The organism is Pseudomonas sp. KCJK9058 (assembly GCF_046230975.1).
Classification (GTDB): domain Bacteria; phylum Pseudomonadota; class Gammaproteobacteria; order Pseudomonadales; family Pseudomonadaceae; genus Aquipseudomonas; species Aquipseudomonas alloputida.
In genome coordinates this window covers 66,214-82,386 of the sequence record NZ_JBJJLR010000017.1, presented here as the reverse complement: position 1 = coordinate 82,386, position 16,173 = coordinate 66,214, and the positions used below count along the sequence as shown (strand labels likewise).

The 16,173-nt window shown below is 61.4% G+C and carries 15 protein-coding genes; 5 read left to right on the top strand and 10 right to left on the bottom strand.

All coding sequences use genetic code 11. The features are described 5' to 3' along the window. Nucleotides 1-22: 22 nt before the first annotated feature. From glpD to ACK59Z_RS12100, 4 genes are all read right to left on the bottom strand, one after another. A complete protein-coding gene (glpD, locus tag ACK59Z_RS12115; RefSeq protein ID WP_003254964.1) occupies nucleotides 23-1,561 on the bottom strand; it encodes a glycerol-3-phosphate dehydrogenase in 1,539 nt (512 codons plus the stop codon). Nucleotides 1,562-1,857: 296 nt separating this feature from the next. Beyond that, on the bottom strand, nucleotides 1,858-2,613 hold the full coding sequence (gene glpR, locus ACK59Z_RS12110; protein ID WP_003254962.1) for a DNA-binding transcriptional repressor GlpR: 756 nt from the start codon (nucleotides 2,611-2,613) through the stop codon (nucleotides 1,858-1,860). A 101-nt stretch (nucleotides 2,614-2,714) separates the two neighbouring features. Continuing rightward, nucleotides 2,715-4,214, bottom strand: a complete 1,500-nt coding sequence (glpK, locus tag ACK59Z_RS12105) for a glycerol kinase GlpK (protein ID WP_004575666.1) — start codon at nucleotides 4,212-4,214, stop codon at nucleotides 2,715-2,717. Between the two features lie 51 nt (nucleotides 4,215-4,265). After that, complete coding sequence (locus ACK59Z_RS12100) at nucleotides 4,266-5,117, bottom strand: MIP/aquaporin family protein (RefSeq protein ID WP_003254959.1); 852 nt, start codon at nucleotides 5,115-5,117, stop codon at nucleotides 4,266-4,268. A gap of 302 nt (nucleotides 5,118-5,419) precedes the next feature. Between ACK59Z_RS12100 and ybaK the strand changes: the two genes are divergently transcribed. Beyond that, entirely contained in the window at nucleotides 5,420-5,890 is a 471-nt protein-coding gene (ybaK, locus tag ACK59Z_RS12095; RefSeq protein WP_003254957.1) for a Cys-tRNA(Pro) deacylase, read from the top strand. A gap of 37 nt (nucleotides 5,891-5,927) precedes the next feature. On the opposite strand, the gene ACK59Z_RS12090 is transcribed toward ybaK, so the two are convergent. Then, nucleotides 5,928-7,037: an ABC transporter ATP-binding protein gene (locus ACK59Z_RS12090; RefSeq protein ID WP_014589910.1), complete on the bottom strand. Its 1,110-nt coding sequence runs from the start codon at nucleotides 7,035-7,037 to the stop codon at nucleotides 5,928-5,930. Further along, nucleotides 7,034-7,954, bottom strand: a complete 921-nt coding sequence (gene argF / locus ACK59Z_RS12085) for an ornithine carbamoyltransferase (protein WP_003254953.1) — start codon at nucleotides 7,952-7,954, stop codon at nucleotides 7,034-7,036. Before argF ends, ACK59Z_RS12090 begins: the two co-directional genes overlap by 4 nt. Nucleotides 7,955-8,327: 373 nt before the next feature. On the opposite strand from argF, the gene ACK59Z_RS12080 reads away from it, so the two are divergent. Together ACK59Z_RS12080 and grxD are read left to right on the top strand one after the other, a co-directional pair. Next, nucleotides 8,328-10,436, top strand: coding sequence for a molybdopterin oxidoreductase family protein (locus tag ACK59Z_RS12080; RefSeq protein ID WP_108191763.1), 2,109 nt, complete (start codon nucleotides 8,328-8,330; stop codon nucleotides 10,434-10,436). 91 nt (nucleotides 10,437-10,527) lie between these two features. Further along, on the top strand, nucleotides 10,528-10,863 hold the full coding sequence (grxD, locus tag ACK59Z_RS12075) for a Grx4 family monothiol glutaredoxin (RefSeq protein WP_003254949.1): 336 nt from the start codon (nucleotides 10,528-10,530) through the stop codon (nucleotides 10,861-10,863). Nucleotides 10,864-10,920: 57 nt separating this feature from the next. Here the strand turns inward: grxD and bfr are convergent, their stop codons facing one another. Together bfr and ACK59Z_RS12065 are read right to left on the bottom strand one after the other, a co-directional pair. Further along, entirely contained in the window at nucleotides 10,921-11,394 is a 474-nt protein-coding gene (gene bfr, locus ACK59Z_RS12070; RefSeq protein WP_003254948.1) for a bacterioferritin, read from the bottom strand. A gap of 199 nt (nucleotides 11,395-11,593) precedes the next feature. Next, nucleotides 11,594-11,812, bottom strand: coding sequence for a bacterioferritin-associated ferredoxin (locus ACK59Z_RS12065; protein ID WP_003254947.1), 219 nt, complete (start codon nucleotides 11,810-11,812; stop codon nucleotides 11,594-11,596). A 224-nt stretch (nucleotides 11,813-12,036) separates the two neighbouring features. Here ACK59Z_RS12065 and ACK59Z_RS12060 point away from each other — a divergent pair, with 224 nt between their 5' ends. Further along, on the top strand, nucleotides 12,037-12,639 hold the full coding sequence (locus tag ACK59Z_RS12060) for a peroxiredoxin (protein ID WP_003254945.1): 603 nt from the start codon (nucleotides 12,037-12,039) through the stop codon (nucleotides 12,637-12,639). Nucleotides 12,640-12,736: 97 nt separating this feature from the next. On the opposite strand, the gene rnt is transcribed toward ACK59Z_RS12060, so the two are convergent. Further along, on the bottom strand, nucleotides 12,737-13,348 hold the full coding sequence (gene rnt / locus ACK59Z_RS12055; RefSeq protein WP_010952252.1) for a ribonuclease T: 612 nt from the start codon (nucleotides 13,346-13,348) through the stop codon (nucleotides 12,737-12,739). Nucleotides 13,349-13,407: 59 nt separating this feature from the next. Further along, complete coding sequence (gene pyrC / locus ACK59Z_RS12050) at nucleotides 13,408-14,454, bottom strand: dihydroorotase (protein ID WP_108191762.1); 1,047 nt, start codon at nucleotides 14,452-14,454, stop codon at nucleotides 13,408-13,410. A 130-nt stretch (nucleotides 14,455-14,584) separates the two neighbouring features. Between pyrC and ACK59Z_RS12045 the strand changes: the two genes are divergently transcribed. After that, a complete protein-coding gene (locus tag ACK59Z_RS12045; RefSeq protein WP_409293075.1) occupies nucleotides 14,585-15,565 on the top strand; it encodes a flagellar protein MotY in 981 nt (326 codons plus the stop codon). The last annotated feature ends 608 nt before the right edge of the window (nucleotides 15,566-16,173 follow it).

Genomic DNA, 16,173 nt, shown 5'->3' with positions numbered 1-16,173 from the left:
CAAGAGGGCTTCACCGTCGGTATCAGGCTGCGCGGCTATTCGCGCGCACCTTGCGGGCTTGCTGCAGATACGCCTCCAGTGCCATCTGCTCCTGTGCGGTCAACGACAGGCCCAGCTTGGTGCGACGCCAGATAATGTCAGCGGTTTGCTCTGCCCATTCCTCTTCCAGCAGGTAGTCCACCTCGCGGGTGAACAGCCCGGCCCCGATAGCCTGCCCGAGGTCTTCGGGGCCGTGAACGCCATCGAGCAGTCGCCACACACGGCTGCCATAGGTGAGCACCCAGCGTTTGGCCAGGTCTACAGGCAACCAGCCGCACCGTGCCAGTACGGCATCGATCAGCGCCTGTACCGTTGTCATGCCCTCTGCGCCCGGCAGTGGCGCACTGGCGGTCCAGGGGCCGCGCATCTGGGTGAAGAAGGGCTTGAGTTCAGCCATGGCCGATTCGGCCAGCTTGCGGTAGGTGGTGAGCTTGCCACCGAACACCGACAGCAGCGGTGCCTGGCCAGCTTCTGCCGAAAGGGCGAGTGTGTAGTCCCGGGTCACCGCCGAAGGGTTGTCCGACTCGTCGTTGCACAGCGGCCGAACGCCGGAGTAGGTATGCAGGATGTCGGCTTGGCTCAGTTGGTGGTTGAAGTGCTCGTTGACGACCTTCAACAGGTAATGTGTTTCCTGCTCGGTAATGGCGACCGCGGCAGGGTCGCCGCTGTATTCCCGGTCAGTGGTGCCGATCAGGGTAAACCGGTCCAGGTAAGGGATGCAGAAGACGATGCGCTGGTCTTCATTCTGCAGAATATAGGCATGTTCACCTTCATACAGGCGCGGCACGATAATGTGGCTGCCCTGGATCAGGCGGATGCCGTAAGGCGCATCGAGCTTGAGGTCGTCCTTGATGAAGCTGGCCACCCACGGGCCGGCGGCGTTGACCAGCGCGCGGGTATGGATCGTCTGGAGGCTGCCGTCGGCGTGCTGCAGTTCTACCTGCCACAAGCCCTCTACACGTTCGGCGCGCAAGCAGCGGGTGCGGGTGTGGATGTGTGCGCCCAGCTCACGGGCCGCCATGGCGTTGAGTACTACCAGGCGGGCGTCATCGACAGCGCAGTCGGCGTATTCGAAGCCGCGGGTGATTGCCGGCTTCAGCGGGTAGCCCGGGCCGAAGCGCAGGCTACGCGAGGCGCCCAGGCGCTTGCGCTTGCCCAGGTGGTCGTAGAGGAACAGGCCGGCGCGGATCATCCATGCAGGGCGCAGGTGCGGGCGGTGCGGAAGCACGAAGCGCATAGGTTTGACGATGTGCGGGGCCTTGGCCAGCAGCACTTCGCGTTCAGCCAAGGCCTCGCGTACGAGGCGAAACTCGTAGTGCTCCAGGTAGCGCAGGCCACCGTGAATCAGTTTGCTGCTGGCTGACGACGTGTGTTGGGCCAGGTCGTCTTTTTCGCAAAGGAAGACCTTCAAGCCGCGACCAGCGGCGTCGGCAGCGATGCCCACGCCATTGATGCCACCGCCGATCACGACAAGGTCATAGCAGTCGGCTGTTGGGGGCTGGGACGAAACTGGCTGGGACACGGGCAAGGCCTCCTGGGGCTGTTCACATCGAATATGAACATTGATGTTCGTTTGCGAAAATATTAGCGCAACAGAAAGCCGGTCGCCAGTCAGTCGCTATAGAAAAAACTGATCAAATGACAACGAAGTGAACATTTCCGAAAATTTAGGGGGTGACTTTGGTTCTTGGGGAGGCGCTGTCTCAGGCATAACTGGCCCGAAACCGATGCAGGCGCGAGCCACGCTCGCGATGCGCCGCGCGGGCCGCACTTGATCTCACGGCCGCCACACATCTGGCGGCATGCACCCACCAGCCCTCAAACCACCTCAAGCCTGATCTTGTTCTGGTTCAACAATTGGGTAAGGGTCGGGGTTGGTGTCTGGTCGGTCACCAGGCAGTCGACCAGGTCGATCGAGCCCAGACGCACCATGGCATTGCGCCCGAACTTGCTGGAATCGGCCGCGAGGATCACTTGCCGGGCATTGGCGATGATGGCTTGCGACACCCGCACTTCCTGATAGTCGAAATCGAGCAGGCTGCCATCCTCGTCGATACCGCTGATGCCCACCAGGGCGAAGTCGACCTTGAACTGGTTGATGAAATCGACACTGGCCTGGCCGACTACACCACCATCACGGCGTACCGTGCCACCCGCCACCAGCACTTCGAAATCGTCCTTGGCGGCCAGGATCGCCGCCACGTGCAAGTTGTTGGTGATGACTTTCAGGTGGTTGTGGTTGAGCAGCGCCCGTGCGATCGATTCGGTGGTGGTGCCGATGTTGATGAACAGCGACGCATGGTCGGGAATCTGCCGGGCTACGGCGTCGGCAATGCGCTGCTTTTCGTCGCGCATCTGATCGGCACGCATGGCGTAGGCGGTGTTCTCGATGCTCGAATCGTAAGCTGCGCCGCCGTGATAACGACGCAGCAGGTTGAGCTCGGCAAGCTGGTTGATGTCGCGTCGGATGGTCTGGGGAGTGACAACGAACAGCTGCGCCATTTCCTCGATACTGACATAGCCGCGTTCGCGTACCAGTTCGAGGATTTGTTGTTGGCGAGGGGGCAGATTCATGGGCGGTCCTTTGGGGCTGCCGGACAAATTCTGCAATGATGCCGTAGGAAGGGGATGACGGCCAGTGGACGATTGGGGCCGCATGGCGGCCCCAACAGCTATCATGCCTCGTGATCTTCCCAGTCACGGGTACGCTCGACCGCCTTCTTCCAGCCGGCATACAGCTTTTCTTTCTGCGTTTCGTCCAACTGCGGGCTGAACTCACGCTCGATGATCGCCTTGTCGCGCAGCTCGTCCAGGCCACTCCAGAAGCCACAGGCCAGGCCTGCCAGATAGGCGGCGCCCAGCGCCGTGGTTTCGCGCATCTGCGGCCGCTCGACGCAGGTGCCGAGGATGTCGGCCTGGAACTGCATGAGGAAGTTGTTGGCCACTGCACCACCGTCCACGCGCAGCTCGGACAAGCGCTGGCCACAGTCCTGCTGCATGGCGTCGAGGACATCGCGGGTCTGGTAGGCGATGGACTCCAGTGCGGCGCGAATGATGTGGTCCACCTTTACACCACGTGTCAGGCCGAACAACGCACCGCGGGCATACGGGTCCCAGTACGGGGCACCCAGGCCGGTAAAGGCGGGCACCAGGTACACGCCGTTGCTGTCCTTGACCTTGCTGGCGAAATACTCGGTATCCAGGGCGTCGTTGACGATCTTCAGTTCGTCACGCAGCCATTGCACGGTAGAGCCACCATTGAATACCGCACCTTCCAGTGCATAGGCCACCTCACCACGCGGGCCGCAAGCAATGGTCGTGAGCAGGCCGTGGGACGACTTCACCGCCTGGTCGCCCGTGTTCATCAACAGGAAGCAGCCGGTGCCGTAGGTATTCTTGGCTTGGCCCGGCTCAACGCACATCTGGCCGAACAGTGCCGACTGCTGGTCGCCGGCGATACCGGCAATGGCAATGCCGCTCTTGGTGTGGCCGTACACTTCCGAAGATGGGCGCACCTCAGGCAGCATTTGCCGCGGGATGCCCAGGATTTGCAGCAGCTTGTCGTCCCACTGCAGGCTGTGGATGTTGAACATCAGCGTGCGCGAGGCGTTGGTGTAGTCGGTGACGTGAACCTTGCCACCCGTAAACTTCCAGATCAGCCAGGTGTCGATGGTGCCGAACAGCAGTTCGCCACGCTCGGCGCGTTCACGGGCGCCGTCGACATTGTCGAGGATCCACTTCAGCTTGGTGCCGGAGAAATACGGGTCGGTGACCAGGCCGGTGGTTTCACGAATGTAGCCTTCGTGGCCGTCACGCTTGAGCTGGGCACAAATCTCGGTGCTGCGGCGGCACTGCCAGACAATGGCGTTGTACACCGGGCGTCCGGTTTCCTTGTCCCACACCACCGTGGTTTCGCGTTGGTTGGTGATGCCCAGCGCAGCGACCTGGGCGTGGCTGATACCCGCCTGGGCAAGGGCCTCGACCATGGTGGCGCTTTGTGTGGCGAAAATCTCCATCGGGTCATGCTCGACCCAGCCCGCCTGCGGGTAATGCTGTGCGAACTCGCGCTGGGAGGTACCTACAACATTGGCGTCACGGTCGAAAATGATCGCCCGTGAGCTGGTGGTACCCTGGTCCAGGGCGATGATGTAGTTCTTATCCTGGGTGTCTGTCATGGTCGTAGGCCTTGCAAGAATAGGGGGTCAGGGCTGTGCGTGATGGCGGCATCAATTGGCTTGAGTATCGCCCTGGCGAATGTCATTTGTCTCAGGGGTCGCGGCAGGCGCCATTGGCAGGTTGCGTGCAATCAGGCCGCGATAGCTCGCTGCACCCAAGCAGGCGCCGAGGATCGGTGCAAATACCGGAACCAGGAAATAGGGAATATCCCGCCCGCCAGTGAAGGCGATTTCGCCCCAACCGGCCAGGAAGGTCATGAGTTTTGGCCCGAAATCGCGGGCCGGGTTCATCGCAAAGCCAGTCAATGGGCCCATGGCGCTGCCAATCACTGCAATCAGCAGGCCGATCAGCAGCGGGGCCATGGCGCCGCGCGGCAGGCCGTTGTTGTCGTCGGTCAGGGCCATGATCACGGCCATCAGAATGGCAGTGATCACCACTTCGACCAGAAACGCCTGGCTGGTGGACAGCGACGGGTGCGGGTAGGTGGAGAACACCGAGGCCAGCTCCAGGCTGCCTTCGCTACCGCGCAGCATGGCGTGGGCTTGTTCGAAATCGAAGAACAGATTGCTGTACAACGTGTAGACCAGTGCTGCGCCACAGAATGCGCCGCATACCTGGGCCAGCATGTAGAAGGGCAGCTTGCGCTTGTCGAACCCTGCGAACAGTGTGAGGGCGATACTCACGGCTGGGTTCAGGTGCGCACCGGAAATACCGGCGGTGAGGTAGATGGCCATGCTGACGCCCACACCCCAGATGATACTGATTTCCCAAAGCCCGAAGCTGGCGCCGGCCACCTTGAGCGCGGCGACGCAGCCGGTACCGAAGAAGATGAGCAGGGCGGTGCCGAGAAACTCGGCCAGGCATTGGCTGGACAGTGTGGGTTGGCGCAGAGCAGTCGTCATGTATGACCTCGTTTTTTTTGTTGTGAGGCGCGTGGCGCTCGACAGCAAAACCCGGTGTCTATCCCCATTGACCCCGGGTGATGTAGGAAATGCACCTTATAAGTGCACCGCTTATTCAGAAACGAAAAAATATAGACAAGAAACGCTGATGTCAAAGGTCGAAAGTGAACGGTCAGTCACGATATGGTCGCTAGAATCAGCTGCTGATCCCTGTACTAGACGCGCGCGATTGCGGTGCGGTGGCTGGGATGTGGGAATTGTCCTAAAGTAGCCGCCGAGTCGTCCCTGACTGGAGCCCTTGCATGACCCCCGCCCTAGACTTGTTGAAGAAGCACCGTGCCGAGCATCGTGTGCACAGTTATGAACATGACCCGAAGTCGGCGTCGTATGGCCTGGAGGCGGCAGAAAAGCTCGGGCTCGACCCGCAACAGGTGTTCAAGACGTTGCTGGCAAGCAGCGAGAAAGGGGAATTGCTGGTAGCGGTTGTGCCTGTGGTGGGTACCCTGGACCTCAAGGCCCTGGCCCATGCTGCCGGCGTGAAGAAGTGCGAGATGGCCGACCCGGCGGCGGCGCAGCGGGCGACCGGTTACCTGGTGGGTGGCATCAGCCCGCTGGGGCAGAAGAAGCGCCTGCGGACCTTCATTGATGACTCGGCGCAGAATTTTGCAACTATCCATGTCAGCGCTGGCAGGCGTGGCCTGGAAGTGGAGCTGGCAGCGGCGGTGCTGGCGGAGTATACGCAGGGCACGTTTGCCGGGATTGGTCGAGGCTGAGAACAGGGGGCCGCCAAGCGGCCCCCTGGCGCTGAAGTCAAGTCGCCGAACTGTATCGACGCACGCCATTCTCCTGGCGTGGCAACTGTGCTGCAACGCTACCCGGTACCGGGAATAGCACGAGGTGATCGGCCTTCACTGCAATCTCCACATTCTCACCGATCTCGTGGTCGTTGTGGCTAGGGAAGATCGCTTCGAGCTGGCTGCCGGTGGGTAACTGCAGGCGGTAGAGCGTGGATGCCCCAAGGAAACTCTTGCCCACGATGTTCGCCAGGAGCGCGCTGCCAGGTGCATGCACGATATCATCCGGGCGCAGCAGTACATCCACCGAACTGCCCGGCGCCATGATGTAGGCGCGGTTACCGCGCAGCTCACCCACTTCGGTATTGACTGCCTCGTGGCTGCTCATTTGCCCACGGATGAAGTATCCCTGGCCGATGAAACTCGCCACGAATGGCGTCTGCGGTTCGTGGTAAAGGTTATACGGCGTATCCCACTGTTCCAGGCGGCCTTCCTTGAAGACGCCAACCTGGTCGCTGACGGCAAAGGCTTCCTCCTGGTCATGGGTGACCAGAATGGCGCTGGTACCGCGGCTTTTGAGAATATCGCGAACCTCATGGCTCAGGCGCCGGCGCAGCTCCACGTCGAGGTTGGAGAATGGCTCGTCAAGCAGCAACAGTTGCGGCTCGGGCGCCAGCGCCCGGGCCAGGGCGACACGTTGCTGCTGGCCGCCAGACAGCTCATGCGGGTAACGCCCGCCCAGCCCGCCGAGTTTGACCAGCTCCAGCATCTCTTCGATGACGGCGGCCTGGCGTGGGTGTTTGGCGATACCAAAGGCAATGTTCTGCGCCACGGTCAGGTGCGGGAACAGCGCGTAGTCCTGAAATACCATGCCGATGCGGCGCTTTTCCGGAGCCAGGGTGAAGCCAGCCCGGGAAATGACCTCACCGGCCAGGTGGATTTCACCTTCGTGCACCGGCTCGAAACCGGCGATGGCACGCAGGGTGGTGGTCTTGCCACAACCGGATGAACCCAGCAGGCAACCGATGTCGCCTGCGTTCAGGTGCAGGTTGAGGTTCTGGACGATGCGCTGGTCGCCATAGCCGCAGGCGAGGTTGCGCAGGTTGAGCAGTAGGGGTTGACTCATGCGTGGTGGTAAGCCGGTTCTACAAGGAATTCGAGAAGCGCCTTCTGTGCATGCAGGCGGTTTTCAGCCTCGTCCCAGGCGACCGAACGTGGGTCGTCGAGCAGGTCCTGGCTGATTTCCTCGCCACGGTGGGCGGGCAGGCAGTGCATGAAGAGGACATCGGGTGCAGCCAGGTCGAGCAGTTCGCGGGTGACCTGGTAAGGCGCGAAATGCGCCAGGCGCCGTGCAGTTTCCTCCTCCTGACCCATGGAAGTCCAGACATCGGTGACCACCAGGTGTGCATCACGCACAGCTTCCCTGGCATCCCGGATGATCTGCACGCGGTCACCGCCCAGTGCCATGAAGCGTTGATCCGGCTCATAGCCTTCGGGGCAGGCGATGCGCAGCTGGAAATCGAACTGCCTGGCGGCTTCGATATAGGAGTTGCACATGTTGAAGCCATCGCCGATCCAGGTCACGGTCTTGCCCTGAATCGAGCCGCGGTGTTCAACGAAGGTCTGCATGTCGGCCAGCAGTTGGCACGGGTGCGATTCGTCGGACAGGCCGTTGATCACGGGCACACGCGACTTGGCGGCGAACTCGGTCAGGGTGCTGTGGGCGTGGGTCCGGATCATCACCACATCAACCATGCTCGACAGCACGATGGCGCTGTCACCAATCGGCTCGCCGCGGCCCAGCTGGGTGTCGCGGGGCGACAGGAAGATGGCCTGGCCGCCGAGCTGGATCATGCCGGCCTCGAACGACACGCGGGTACGGGTCGAGGACTTTTCGAAGATCATGCCCAGCACACGGTTCTTCAGCGGTTCGAACAGCACGCCTCGCTTGCGCAGGTCCTTCAGCTCGATGCCGCGGCGGATCACCCCGAGCAATTCGTCGGTGGTGAAGTCCAGCAGGGAGAGAAAGTGCCTAGCGCTCATGAGTGACTACCTTATCTGCAACGGTATGCAGGTCGACCGTATGGTTTTTTTGACAACGGGGGTGACCTGCGGCGTAAGCCGCACGGGGCGGACGAAATAGGGAAAGGCGCAATACTATAAGTAAATGTCGCCTGAAGCCAAGGGGGGAAAAGCGGGGTGATCGCAAAGGGTATTGCAAAGGGTGTCTTTACCCGTTGGCCCGTGCTGTTCTTTATTTGCTACAGACGGTTGTACACGGCTTGCTGGCAATTTGGCAAATGGCTGTCGTAAATCGTGCGCCTGATGTCGGTGGATTCACGCGGCGAAGCGCACTGGCCGCGGGGCGGGGGCGGGCGCATAGTCACTGTTCGACAACAACAAGGCAGAGGCGGCCATGACCAAGACCCTGCATCACCGTGCCTGTCACCTGTGCGAAGCGATCTGCGGGCTCAACATCGAAGTCAGCCATGAGGAAGACGGGCGGGCCCTGATCAGCTCGATCAAGGGCGACCCCATGGACCCGTTCAGCCGTGGCCATGTCTGCCCCAAGGCCGTGGCGTTGCAGGACATCCAGAACGACCCGGATCGCCTGCGCCAGCCCCACAAGCGGGTCGGCGAGCATTGGCAGGCCATTGGCTGGGATGAGGCTTTCGCACTGGCAGCCGAAAAATTGTGGGCGGTCCAGCAAGCCCATGGGCGCAATGCCGTGGCGGTCTACCAAGGCAACCCGAGCGTGCACAATTACGGCTTGATGACCCACAGCAACTACTTTCTGGGCCTGCTCAAGACCCGTAACCGTTTCTCAGCCACTTCAGTGGACCAGTTGCCCCAACACCTGGTCAGCCACTTGATGTATGGGCATGGGCTGCTGCTGCCGATTCCGGACATCGACCACACGGGGTTCATGCTGATTCTTGGCGGCAACCCGCTGGCCTCCAATGGCAGCATCATGACTGTTCCGGACGTGGAGAAGCGCCTGAAGGCCCTGCGGGCGCGTGGTGGGCGCCTGGTGGTGGTTGACCCGCGGCGTAGCGAAACGGCGGCAATGGCTGACAGCCATTTGTTCATACGCCCCGGTGGTGATGCAGCCCTGTTGTGCGGCTTGCTCAACACATTGTTCGAAGAAGGCCTGGCACGGGGCTCGCACTTGCCGGTCAACGGCCTGCAGCAGGTGCGCGAGGCCATTGCGCCGTTCAGTGCCGAGGCCGTGAGCGCCCAATGTGGTATTGCTGCAGCGGATATTCGCCAGCTGGCACGCGACTTCGCCGCTGCCGGGCAGGCCGTGTGCTACGGCCGCATGGGCGTCTCGACCCAAGCATTCGGTACCCTTTGCCACTGGCTGGTGCAACTTGTGAACCTGGTGACCGGCAACCTCGACCGCACAGGCGGCGCGTTGTGCACGGAGCCTGCCGTCGACCTGGTGGCAACCACCTCGGGCGGCCATTTCAACGCCTGGCAGAGCCGTGTGTCGGGTTTGCCCGAGTACGGCGGCGAGCTGCCGGTGGCTGCCCTGGCCGAGGAAATGCAAACACCGGGCGAAGGGCAGGTGCGCGCCCTGGTGACCGTTGCCGGTAACCCTGTGTTGTCCACGCCTAACGGCCGCCAGCTGGATACGGCGCTGGAGGGTCTGGAGTTCATGCTCAGTATCGATCTCTACATCAACGAAACCACCCGCCATGCCGACTTGATCCTGCCCTCCACCTCAGCGCTGGAGAACGACCATTACGACAGCACCTTCAACTTGCTGGCAGTGCGCAATGTCACGCGCTTCAACCGGGCGATCCTGACCAAGCCGGAGGGGGCACTGCATGACTGGGAGATCTTCGTCGGCCTGGCCCAGGCGTTTGCCAAGCGTGCCGAGTTGGCGTTGAAGCCGACCTGGTCGCCTGCGCAGATGATTGATCAAGCCCTGCGCAAAGGGCGCTATGGTGAAGCAACGCCTTGGCAGCTCTCCCTGGCAACACTGGACGATCACCCGCACGGGCTTGACCTGGGGCCTTTACGCAGCAACCTCGCTGGGCGCTTGACGACCGTCAGCAAGGCTGTCGAAGCAGCCCCTCAGGTCTTGCTGGACGACTTGCACCGCCTGGCGCAAATGACGCCCCCAGTGCCGGGCGAGCTGCTGCTGATCGGGCGCCGCCATGTGCGCAGCAACAACTCGTGGATGCACAACTTCCATCGCCTGGTGAAAGGCAAGCCACGGCATCAGTTGTTGATGCACCCGCAAGATTTACAGCGGCGGCAACTGCAGGATGGCCAGCGCGTGCGCATCCGTTCGCGTACTGGCTCACTGGAGGTCGAGGTGCAGGCCTGCGAGGACATGATGCCCGGTGTGGTCAGCTTGCCCCATGGCTATGGTCATGGTCGTCAGGGCGTGCACCTGCAGATCGCCCAGGCGCAACCCGGCGTGAGTGCCAATGACCTGACCGATGAGCGCTTTCGGGACCAGGTTTCCGGAAACGCTGCGCTCAATGGCGTACCCGTGCAGGTCGAGGCCGCTTGAGGAACGGCAAGGCCGAGCACGGCGCTCGGCTTTCCGATACAATGCGACACCGTGCCGACGACTGTGTCGGATAGTTCAGCCGAGGTGCTACATGGATATCATCGAAACGATCAAAGAGCAGATTGCCAACAACACCATTCTGCTTTACATGAAAGGCTCGCCGAATGCCCCGCAGTGCGGCTTCTCTGCGCGTGCATCGCAGGCCGTGATGGGTTGTGGCGAAAAGTTCGCCTACGTCGACATCCTGCAGAACCCGGAAATTCGCGCCAACCTGCCAAAATACGCCAACTGGCCGACCTTCCCGCAACTGTGGGTAGCCGGTGAGCTGGTTGGCGGCAGCGACATCATGCTGGAAATGTTCGAGAAGGGTGAGCTGCAAACCCTGATCAAGGAAGCGGCTGCCAAGGCCAAGGCTTCTGAAGCCTGATCTTCCGGCAAACATAAAAAAACCCGCGATCAGCGGGTTTTTTTATGGGGCGAATAGTTACTCTTCGCCCATCTGCGACTGCAGGTAGTTCTCGATACCGATCTTGTCGATCAGCCCCAGTTGGGTTTCCAACCAGTCGATGTGTTCTTCCTCGGACTCGAGGATATCTTCGAGCACGTCACGCGAGCCGAAGTCGCCAGCGGTTTCACAATGGGCGATGGCGGCCTTCAGGTCGACCAGGCCTTGCTGTTCAATCTTCAGGTCACACTCGAGCATTTCCTTGGTGTGCTCGCCGATCAGCAGTTTGCCCAGGTCCTGAACGTTAGGAATACCTTCGAGGAACAAAATACGCTTGATCAGTTTGTCAGCGTGCTTCATTTCATCGATGGATTCTTTGTACTCGTGCTTGCCGAGTTTGTTCAGCCCCCAATCTTCGTACATGCGTGCGTGCAGGAAGTACTGGTTGATCGCGACCAGCTCGTTTCCGAGGATCTTGTTGAGATGCTGGATGACGCTTACGTCGCCTTTCATGTCGGGTTCCTGCCCTGTAGAAGTGTGTCAATCCACTGAAGTTTGAGCCCGATACTTAGGTGTGTCAAACCTAAGTTCTTGAATACTAAGTGAAAATTAATAGGAATAAGAATGTTTGTGAACCGCGTTGCAACGCTAACTTGTTGAATTGCGGGCATAAAAAAACCGGACACCAGGTCCGGTTCTTGAAATTCTGCGTTCAGGCAGCGGTAAATTCGACGGGGTAGGGCAAGGCCGCCTGGCTGACCTGAAGCTCGGTCAGGGTCTCGCGGACCACCTGCTTGGCCACGCAGGCGCATTTCCCACACTGGCTGGCGACATTGGTGGCGGCTCGCACTTCCTTGTAACTGCAGCATCCTTCATAGATCGCATCGCGGATCTGTCCGTCGGTAACGCCGACACAAAGACACACATACATAAGGGCTGACCATCGCTGGTTGGGTCGATGGGTTGGAGCTTAATGTTAATGAGAATGCTTGTCAAAGATCTTTCTGAGGGTGCTGTGCTTGAGCGACCGGTGGTCGCTTTGTCGACGGAGTCGGCCTGTCATGAGAAGCCGTGTATGATGGTCGGCCTTTGTTGGATGTCGGGCAAGCCCGTCTGGCCCGGCAAACGGTTTTTCACCCTCATCAGGAGATTACAATGAGCGTACTCGTTGGTAAGAAAGCCCCCGATTTCACCGTTCCGGCCGTGCTGGGCAATGGCGAGATCGTCGATAGCTTCAACCTGGCCTCGGCCATCAAGGGCAAGTACGGCCTGGTGTTCTTCTACCCGCTGGACTTCACCTTCGTCTGCCCGTCCGAGCTGATCGCCCTGGACAACCGCATCCCTGACTTCCAGGCGCGCAACGTGGAAGTGATCGGCGTGTCGATCGACTCGCACTTCACCCACAACGCCTGGCGTAACACCCCGGTCAACAACGGCGGCATCGGTCAGGTGAAGTACACCCTGGCTGCCGACATGACCCACGAAATCTGCAAAGCCTACGACGTCGAGTCCGAAGGCGGCGTGGCCTTCCGTGGTGCCTTCCTGATCGATACCAACGGTGTTGTCCGTTCGCAGATCGTCAACGACCTGCCACTGGGCCGTAACATGGACGAGCTGCTGCGTCTGGTCGACGCTCTGCAGTTCCACGAAGAGCACGGCGAAGTGTGCCCTGCCAACTGGAAAAAAGGCGACAAGGGCATGAACGCTTCGCCTGAAGGCGTTGCTGCCTACCTGAGCGAGAACGCTGGCAAGCTGTAATTGCTGCGTGCATGAAAAAACCGGCCTTCGTGGCCGGTTTTTTTATGCCTCACTGTGCAGGTCTCTTACGGACGCGCTCGCGAATGCTTTTGGCAGATCAATCGTTGAAATCGCGCCAGCCGCCCATTTCTTTCCAGCGGTTGACGATGCCGCAGAACAGCTCAGCCGTTTTCTCGGTGTCATAACGTGCCGAGTGCGCCTCACGCCCGTCGAAATCGATGTCAGCGCTCTGGCAGGCTCGTGCCAGCACGGTCTGGCCATACGCCAGGCCCGCCAGGGTGGCGGTGTCGAAGCTGGAGAACGGGTGGAACGGGTTGCGCTTCAGGTCATTGCGCGCCACTGCTGCATTGAGGAAACCCAGGTCGAAGCTGCTGTTGTGGCCGACCAGAATCGCCCGCTTGCAGCCGTTGGCCTTGAGTGCCTTGCGCACGCCGCGGAAGATGTCGGTCATCGCGCTTTCCTCGCTGACCGCCATGCGCAGCGGGTGGTCCAGCTTGATCCCGGTGAACTCAAGTGCGGCCGGCTCGATGTTGGCGCCCTCGAACGGCTCCACGCGGTGGAAGTAGGTATGTTCGGGGAACAGGAAGCCTTTCTCGTCCATGCCGATGGTGACGGCGGCAATTTCCAGCAATGCATCGGTAGCGCTGTTGAAACCACCGGTTTCAACATCCACCACGACCGGCAGATAGCCGCGGAAGCGCTCGGCCATCGGATGGCGAGGACCGCTGCTGCCTTGGGTGTCCAGGTCGTCTTCGTAAAGGTCTTCGCTCACGCGCTTTTCTCCAGCAGGCGCCAGCGCAGTTTTTCGCCAGCGCGCAGCGGGACTACGGTTTGCTCGCCAAATGGCAGGCTTTCCGGAGCGGTCCATTCTTCGCGGACCAGGGTAATGGTGTCGGTGTTCGCCGGCAGGCCATAGAAGGCCGGGCCGTGCAGGCTGGCGAAGCCTTCCAGCTTGTCCAGCGCGTTACGCTGCTCGAACGCTTCGGCGTACATCTCGATGGCCGCATAGGCGGTGTAGCAACCCGCGCAACCGCAGGCTGCTTCCTTGGCGTGACGGGCATGAGGTGCCGAGTCGGTGCCGAGGAAGAACTTCGGATTGCCGCTGGTGGCTGCGTCCAGCAAGGCCACCTGGTGGGTGTTGCGCTTGAGGATCGGCAGGCAGTAGAAGTGCGGGCGAATGCCGCCGACCAGCATGTGGTTGCGGTTGTACAGCAGGTGCTGGGCGGTGATGGTCGCACCCACGTTGGCCGGGGCCTCGGTGACGAACTGCGCGGCATCGCTGGTGGTGATGTGTTCGAACACCACTTTCAGCGTCGGGAAGCGCTCGACCACACGGCGCATGTGCTCGTCGATGAAGCGCTTCTCGCGGTCGAACACGTCGATCTCGCTGCGGGTCACTTCGCCATGCACCAGCAGCGGCATGCCCACTTCCGCCATTGCCTCTATGGCCGGGAAGATGTTGTCGATGCTGGTCACGCCGGAATCGGAGTTGGTGGTGGCGCCGGCCGGGTACAACTTGGCGGCGTACACGAAACCGCTGGCCTTGGCCGCGCGGATGTCCTCGGGGCTGATGTTGTCGGTGAGGTACAGCACCATCAGCGGCTCGAAGCGGCTGCCGGCCGGGCGGGCAGCCAGAATGCGCTCACGGTAGGCGCCGGCCTCGGTGGCATTACGCACCGGCGGAACCAGGTTGGGCATGATGATGGCACGGGCGAAGGTACGCGCCACGTCGCCAACGGTGTGGGGCAGGACGGCACCATCGCGCAGATGGATGTGCCAGTCGTCGGGGCGCAGGAGGGTCAGGCGATCGGACATTGGGGATTCCAGGCGGGTCGAACTCAAGCCCCAATCCTACCGGAAAACCCCGGGGCGAGCACGGCTATCAAGTTTTCCGGACAGCGTCCGATAGCCTGCAGGTAAGCCGTCAGAATTTGTGGAGCCGCCCGTGCGCCAGCGTTACCTAGCCCTGTTGACCCTGTTCGCCAGCCTGCCGGCCGGCGCACTGACTTTCCAGACGCGCATGGAGAACATTGCCTGGAAGGTCGAGGGTGACCAGTTCGAGTGCCGTCTGAGCCAGCCGATCGAAGGTTTCGGCAGCGGTACGTTCGTGCGTCGGGCAGGCGAGCAGCCGGTGTTCCAGCTGCGGTCGGACAGCAACGCACTGGGTGCCGGCACCGCCAGCCTGCTGGCTGCGGCAGCGCCGTGGCAACCTGGGCGTGGCGATATCAACCTGGGCAATGTGCGTATGGCCCGCAGTGGCGTGCTGTTCAGCTCCTCCCAAGGGCAGGCCAGCCGGCTGATCAACGGCTTGCTCGACGGGCGTAGCACCGTCGTGCGCAACTACACCGGTGAGGCGGGCAGGCCGATGGAGGTGCGTGTGCTGCCGGTCAGCTTCGCCAAAGCCTACAATGACTATCAGGTCTGTGCTGGCAAGCTGTTGCCGATGAACTACGACCAGGTGCGCCAGACCCAGGTGGGTTTCCCCGGGGGCGGTATCGAGCTGGATGCAGCAGCCAAGGCGCGGCTGGACGTGATCCTCGATTACATGAAAGCCGACCCGACGGTGAATCATGTCGAGCTCAATGGGCATTCCGACAACAGTGGCAACCGCCTGGCCAACCGCGACCTGTCACGCCGCCGCGCATTGGCCGTTGCCGATTATTTCAAGGCTAATGGTGTGCCGGACGAGCAGATCACTGTGCGCTTCCATGGCGAACGTTATCCGCTCGCGAAGAACAACAGTGCGTCGAATCGGGCGCGTAATCGGCGGGTGAATATCGAGCTGGATCGGGTGGCGGTGGTTGAGAAACCGGTGGAAAAGCCGGTTGAGCAAGCGGCGCCGGCTGTTGCACCGGTATCAGGGCCTGTTCCAGCGGGTCCGGTTGCTGCACCTGCCTCGGGCGTCCCAGGGGCGAAGGTGCCCTGAGATCTGGTCGGTGCATGTCATGGGCTCGCATCAAGGCCGCCAGGGGTTCGTCACAACATTTTCAGCGCCTGTGAGATCGAGCGCCGCCAGGTGTCCGCCTCGACACATTCTGCGCCTGTGAGACCGAGCGCCGCCCGCGCGGCGCTTCGCGGGTAAACCCGCTCCTACGTTTGTTTCGGGCCAATTATGCCTGTGGGATTCGCGCGCGAACGCCTTGGTGCCTATCTCGATATCGCGTCGTACCAACAAGGCGGTCGCGCGCGCCTGGTACAGGATGGACTGGCCCGAAACAAACGTAGGAGCGGGTTTACCCGCGAAGCGCCGCGCGGGCGGCGCTCGATCTCGCAGGCGCAGAATGTGTCGAGGCGGACACCTGGCGGCGCTCGGTCTCACAGGCGCAGAATGTGTCGAGGCGGACACCTGGCGGCGCTCGGTCTCACAGGCGCAGAATGTGTCGAGGCGGACACCTGGCGGCGCTCGATCTCGCAGGCGCAGAATGTGTCGAGGCGGACACCTGGCGGCGCTCGGTCTCACAGGCGCAGAATGTGTCGAGGCGGACACCTGGCGGCGCTCGGTCTCACAGGCGCAGGATGTGTCGGGGCGGACAC

What these genes read in the sequence shown, in the direction of transcription:
- ACK59Z_RS12100 (WP_003254959.1), bottom strand. Translation starts at nt 5,117, where the DNA reads ATGACGACTGCTCTGCGCCAACCCACACTGTCCAGCCAATGCCTGGCC.
- ACK59Z_RS12090 (WP_014589910.1), bottom strand. Translation starts at nt 7,037, where the DNA reads ATGAGTCAACCCCTACTGCTCAACCTGCGCAACCTCGCCTGCGGCTAT.
- grxD (WP_003254949.1), top strand. Translation starts at nt 10,528, where the DNA reads ATGGATATCATCGAAACGATCAAAGAGCAGATTGCCAACAACACCATT.
- ACK59Z_RS12060 (WP_003254945.1), top strand. Translation starts at nt 12,037, where the DNA reads ATGAGCGTACTCGTTGGTAAGAAAGCCCCCGATTTCACCGTTCCGGCC.
- argF (WP_003254953.1), bottom strand. Translation starts at nt 7,954, where the DNA reads ATGAGCGCTAGGCACTTTCTCTCCCTGCTGGACTTCACCACCGACGAA.
- bfr (WP_003254948.1), bottom strand. Translation starts at nt 11,394, where the DNA reads ATGAAAGGCGACGTAAGCGTCATCCAGCATCTCAACAAGATCCTCGGA.
- ACK59Z_RS12080 (WP_108191763.1), top strand. Translation starts at nt 8,328, where the DNA reads ATGACCAAGACCCTGCATCACCGTGCCTGTCACCTGTGCGAAGCGATC.
- ACK59Z_RS12065 (WP_003254947.1), bottom strand. Translation starts at nt 11,812, where the DNA reads ATGTATGTGTGTCTTTGTGTCGGCGTTACCGACGGACAGATCCGCGAT.
- pyrC (WP_108191762.1), bottom strand. Translation starts at nt 14,454, where the DNA reads ATGTCCGATCGCCTGACCCTCCTGCGCCCCGACGACTGGCACATCCAT.
- glpR (WP_003254962.1), bottom strand. Translation starts at nt 2,613, where the DNA reads ATGAATCTGCCCCCTCGCCAACAACAAATCCTCGAACTGGTACGCGAA.
- glpK (WP_004575666.1), bottom strand. Translation starts at nt 4,214, where the DNA reads ATGACAGACACCCAGGATAAGAACTACATCATCGCCCTGGACCAGGGT.
- rnt (WP_010952252.1), bottom strand. Translation starts at nt 13,348, where the DNA reads ATGGCCGAGCGCTTCCGCGGCTATCTGCCGGTCGTGGTGGATGTTGAA.
- ybaK (WP_003254957.1), top strand. Translation starts at nt 5,420, where the DNA reads ATGACCCCCGCCCTAGACTTGTTGAAGAAGCACCGTGCCGAGCATCGT.